The sequence below is a fragment of the uncultured Desulfovibrio sp. genome (genome assembly GCF_949282365.1).
GTDB lineage: Bacteria > Desulfobacterota > Desulfovibrionia > Desulfovibrionales > Desulfovibrionaceae > Desulfovibrio.
Window position 1 is genome coordinate 1 of the sequence record NZ_CASDOY010000077.1, and the last position, 5,212, is coordinate 5,212.

Sequence of the window (5,212 nt, forward strand, 5' to 3'; positions counted from 1 at the left end):
GTCCCCGCTCCCGCTGCTCCCGCCGCCACGCAGGCGGCAGGGCCGGTGCACGCCGTGCGCGGCACCGTGACGCCGCAGCGCGACTTCGGCACCAGCGCCGGGGAGGTCTACCCCGGCAGCCGGCCCGTGATGTCCGCTGCGGACCCGGCCCCGGCCACCTCCGTGCAGTACTGAACAGGCCTCTTATGCCAAAAGCAAGCCGCCGCAGCGTGTCGACGCTGCGGCGGCTTGCTTTTGGCATGTGGTGGGGGAACTCCCTTCCTCCAGACGCGCCTGATCCCCGCCAGGGGAAAAGGGGCGGCGAAAGGTGGCAGGGCGGCATGCCGGCCGGGGGAAACGGTCCTCCTGACGGGGAAGTCCGGTCAGGATGGGGCTGCCGCCACATGACGAGCCCCTTCTGCTGAAAAGCGCGCTGGGGAAAGGACGGGAGCCTCCCTTCCCCCTCAAGACGGGCTTTCCTGGGCCCCCGAGCCTAGGACAGACGGGTCTTGAAGTCCTCGTAGCCGAAGCGGCGCACCAGGCGGAAGCGGGCCGTGGCGGCCGGGTCGGCGGCGTCGGGCACGGAAGCCAGGCTGCCGATGGAGGGCAGGCGCAGGCCGTTGAAGGTGGTGGTCTTGACCATGCTGTAGATGGCCATGTCGGTGAAGATCAGGCGGTCGCCGGCCCTGAGGGGCGCGGCGAAGCTGTACTCGCCGATGACGTCCCCGGCCAGGCAGGACTTGCCCGCCAGACGGCAGGTCCAGGCTTTTTCGCCCGCTTCGCCAGCCGGGCGCAGGCCGCCGTCTTCCGGGGCCAGCAGGCCGGGGCGGTAGGGCATCTCCAGCACGTCGGGCATGTGGCAGGAAGCCGAGGTGTCCAGGATGGCCACGGGCATGTCGGCCTGCACCACGTCCAGCACCGTGGCCACCAGCCAGCCCGCGTCGAGGGCCACGGCCTCGCCGGGCTCCAGATAGATCTGCGCGCCGTAGCGCCGCTGCATGCGCTCGATGCAGCGGCAGAGCAGGTCCAGGTCGTAGCCTGCGCGGGTGATGTGGTGCCCGCCGCCGAAATTGATCCACCGGCACTGGGCCAGCTGTTTGCCGAAGCGGGCCTCCACGGCGTCCAGTGTGCGTGCCAGGGCGTCGGCCCCCTGCTCGCAGAGGGTGTGGAAATGCAGGCCGGAGATGCCTTCGGGCAGCGTTTCGGGCAGCTGGTGCGGCCGGATGCCCAGACGCGAGCCCGGCGAACAGGGATTGTAGATGGCCACCGCGCCTTCGGAATGTTCGGGATTGATGCGCAGGCCGCAGCTGATCTCGCGGCCGTTGGCCCGGCACCAGGCCCGCACCCCGGGGCCGAAGCGTTCCCACTGGGCCAGGGAGTTGAAGACCAGATGATCCACCAGCGGCAGCAGCTCGTCCAGTTCTTCCTCCGTCCAGCCGGCGGCGAAGGCGTGCACCTCGCCGCCGAATTCCTCGCGGCCCAGACGGGCCTCGTCCACGGAGCTGGCGCAGGTGCCCCACAGGGGACCGTGGCCTTTGGCGCGGGAGAGCAGGGGGAAACTGTCCCAGGCGGCGAAGCCCTTGAGGGCCAGCAGGATCCTGGCGCCGGTGCGCCGCTGCACGCTGTCCAGTATGGCCGCGTTGGCCTGCAGGCGGGCTTCGTCCAGCACGAAGCAGGGCGAGGGGACGATACGGGGATCCAGCAGGGGCAGGAGATGCTTCATGATGTGTAGGGTTCCGGGGTTGGGGTGAGAGGAAAAGGCCGTCGTGGCGGCCATGTGGCCGGGGCGCGGCCGGGGGCAGTCTGCCGTTCGGGCCAGGGACGTTGGTGCGGCCCGGGGACGCCCGGTCCGGTGGACTGGCCGGGGACTGTCTTTGCCGGGGCGCAGGCGCGAGCAGGCCGGACCTGGCTCCTTGCCGCCCCGCGCTCGCGGGGAAGGGGAAGGCCGCCGCGGCACCGGCGGGACAGACGGGTGCGCCGGATCGGGGCGGCACGGCCGGGCTTTGGTCCGCCCCGTCCAACAGGACATCTGGCAGGACATCTGGCCGGGCCTTTGGCCGGCCATCCGGCCGGAGCGTGGCGGGCCGGCAGCGAAAAAACGGGCAAGGGCCGGCGCCCGGGCGCAGCGGGGGAAGGGGCCCGAGGGTCCCTTCCCCTGAAAAAGCGCCGGCGGCGGTAACGCTCCTAGTCCTTCACTTCCACGCACTGCCACGGCAGGCCGTAGGCATTGAGGTCGGCCATGAAGGGGTCGGGGTCGAACTGTTCCATGTTCCACACGCCGGGCTTGAGCCACTGGCCGGAGACCATCATCTTGGCGCCGATCATGGCCGGCACGCCGGTGGTGTAGGAGATGGCCTGGGAGCCCACTTCGGCGTAGCAGGCTTCGTGATCGCAGATGTTGTAGATGTAGACGGCCTTTTCCTTGCCGTCCCTGACGCCGCGCATGACGTTGCCGATGCAGGTCTTGCCCCTGGTCAGCGGGCCCAGGGAAGCGGGGTCGGGCAGCAGGGCGCGCAGGAACTGGATGGGCACGATGTCCTGGCCCTGGAAGCGCACGGGGTCGATGCGGGTCATGCCCACATTGCCCAGCACCTTGAGGTGGTTCAGGTAGTTTTCCGAGAAGGTCATCCAGAAGCGGGCGCGCTTCAGGCCCTTGAGGTTCTGCACCAGGGATTCCAGTTCCTCGTGGTACATCAAAAAGCACTTCTTGGGACCGATGCCGTCGGGGAAGTCATAGGTCATGGACCAGGACAGGGGGTCGGTCTCCACCCATTCGCCGCGTTCCCAGTAGCGGCCGCGGGCCGTCACTTCGCGGATGTTGATCTCGGGGTTGAAGTTGGTGGCGAAGGGCTGGCCGTGGTCGCCGGCGTTGCAGTCGATGATGTCCAGCACATGCACTTCGTCCAGCTCGTGCTTCATGACCCAGGCCGAGAAGACGTTGGTCACGCCGGGGTCGAAGCCGGAACCCAGCAGGGCCGTGAGCCCGGCCTGTTTGAAGCGCTCCTGATAGGCCCACTGCCATTTGTATTCGAACTTGGCGGTATCCAGAGGTTCATAGTTGGCCGTATCCAGATAGTGCACGCCGCATTCCAGGCAGGCGTCCATGATGTGCAGGTCCTGATAGGGCAGGGCGATGTTCAGCACGGTATGGGGCTTCACCTGACGGATGAGGGCGCAGAGTTCGGGCACGTTGTCGGCGTCCACCCGGGCGGTGGCGATGTCGACGCCAAGACGGGCTTTGACCGACCGGGCGATCTCGTCGCACCGGGAAAGCGTGCGGCTGGCAAGGGTGATCTTGCCGAAGGCGCCTTCCTTGGCCACCTGGGCGCACTTGTGTGCCACCACGCTCCCCACGCCGCCGGCGCCGATGATCAGAATATCCGCCATGACTTCTCCTTTTGAATCCGTTTGTCCGTGAGTGATGTATGCGGGCCGCCCGGACAGGGCGGTCATCCTCTCCATAGCCCACAGCGGCGGGAAGGTAAAGGCCGGCAGGGCGCGGACACCGGGACGGCCGGACGGCCGTGCAAGGTGCCTGTCCCCGTGCGGCGTCGGGGCGGTGGCAGGTCCGGCCCGGGCCGGTAGGTGTCGATGCGTGGGCTCCGTGCGGCGTCGGGGCAGGGGAGGGGCCATCATAAAGGACGCGGGAGCCGTCTCCGGCGGCGCGCCGTCCGGGCGGGGAGGCCTGCCCCGCGCCCCTGTGCCTGCCCTGGTCCGCGTCCCTGTCCGCAGCCCGGCCGCTTGTCTGCCGTACGGACAGGCGTCCCGGGCCGGGCCCGGCCGCAGGCTGTCGTGCGTCCGGCAGGGGAGCGGGGACCGGGAAGGTCCTTGCCGGCGTCCCGTCGCCGTTGCCGGTGGCGCCTCGCGTCCTGTGTTGCGCTGTCCCCGGGGCGGGGCGCGCTACAGGCTGCAGCGGCCGTCCAGACCGCAGGCCGCGCCCCGGGCCACGGGGCCCGGACGGACGCCGCGCAGGGCCTCGTCCAGTTTGGCGCGTACGCTGTCATGGTCACAGTAGCCGCGGGCCAGCAGGATGCGCTCGCCGTCGTGCTCCAGATAGAGGGTCGGATAGATGAGGAACTCGCCCATGACGGCCTCGGCTTCGGCGGTGTCCTGCCGGGCGGCCGCGTTCACGGCGGGGTCGGCCATGGCGGCATGCAGCACGGCGGCCGGGCTGCCGGACGGGGCATCAGACGGGGCGGGAGCCGGGCTGCCCGACGGAGTGCCGCACATGTCGCGGGACGGCGTGGCGGGCCGGGGGCCGGGGGCGTCTGCGGCAGGGGCGACCGGCAGGACTTCCGGCGGGCCTTCCGGCCGGACATGCGGCGGGAGGGCGGCAGGCAGCCAGCGGGCGGCGATGGCCGCGCATTCCGCCGGATCCATGACGTCGCGGCCCTGGCCGTAGAAAGCCAGCTGGAAGGCTTCCATCTGTTCCAGCTCATGGCCGGGAGCCAGATGGCGCAGGGCGGCCAGGGGCAGGTTCATGGCCGGGGAGTGCATGCGCAGGTCCGGGCCGGTCCCGGCCGCGGCCTGTTCCAGCAGGCTGCGGAAGCGCTCCGTGGGCTGGCCGGTGGTCTCCTGCAGGCGGGCGAAGAAGGCAGGCAGGGAAGGGTGTTCTTCCAGCATGGTCGTGAGGCTGCAGGGCTCGTCCACCAGATCGCCGCCCAGCACGCGCACGGGCAGCTCCGGGTGTTCCGCGGCCAGACGGGCCATGACCGGCGCGAAGCCGTAGCACCAGGGACAAAAGACATCGGTGATGTAGAGCAGGTTCATGCGTGCAGCATACGCTTTTGCCGGGTGAAGGGAAGGTGCCGCTCCCCTGTGCGGCGCGGGACCTCGCCGCCGGGGGCGGACCTTGTGCCCGGGAGGTGTCCGGGACCATGCGGGTACGCGGTCCCGTGCCCGGTCCCGGCTGCCGCGCGGTGGCTTCTGGCGTCATGCGGCTGCGGACGGTGGCGGGCAGGCCCGGCTCCTGTCACTGCCCGTGCCGGACATCGGGACAGCTCCGCGCGGGAGGATGCGGCGCCCCGCGCCCGCATCGGCCGGACGCGGCGTCCGGGCAGGGCTGCGGGAGAAAATCCGTCTTTTTTCCATTTTTTTGTTGACAAAAACGGGGCCTTCCGGCAGTGTTTCTTCTTGCCGAGGGGCTGTAGCTCAGTTGGGAGAGCGCTTGAATGGCATTCAAGAGGTCAGGAGTTCAATTCTCCTCAGCTCCACCAGAATGGAAATCAGGGTT

The 5,212-nt window shown here is 69.7% G+C and carries 3 protein-coding genes and 1 tRNA gene; 1 reads left to right on the top strand and 3 read right to left on the bottom strand.

All coding sequences use genetic code 11. From position 1 onward, the window contains the following. Positions 1 to 472: 472 nt before the first annotated feature. The 3 genes from nspC to Q1X76_RS09865 all read right to left on the bottom strand — a co-directional run bounded on the left by nspC (position 473) and on the right by Q1X76_RS09865 (position 4,749). The gene (gene nspC / locus Q1X76_RS09855) at positions 473 to 1,702 is read right to left on the bottom strand and encodes a carboxynorspermidine decarboxylase (protein ID WP_300719698.1); all 1,230 of its coding nucleotides are present in this window, start codon (positions 1,700 to 1,702) and stop codon (positions 473 to 475) included. Positions 1,703 to 2,163: 461 nt separating this feature from the next. Next, positions 2,164 to 3,366, bottom strand: coding sequence for a saccharopine dehydrogenase family protein (locus tag Q1X76_RS09860; protein ID WP_300719701.1), 1,203 nt, complete (start codon positions 3,364 to 3,366; stop codon positions 2,164 to 2,166). A 513-nt stretch (positions 3,367 to 3,879) separates the two neighbouring features. Further along, positions 3,880 to 4,749, bottom strand: coding sequence for a hypothetical protein (locus Q1X76_RS09865; protein WP_300719703.1), 870 nt, complete (start codon positions 4,747 to 4,749; stop codon positions 3,880 to 3,882). 370 nt (positions 4,750 to 5,119) lie between these two features. Between Q1X76_RS09865 and Q1X76_RS09870 the strand changes: the two genes are divergently transcribed. Beyond that, positions 5,120 to 5,195, top strand: a tRNA-Ala gene (locus Q1X76_RS09870). Positions 5,196 to 5,212: the final 17 nt, after the last annotated feature.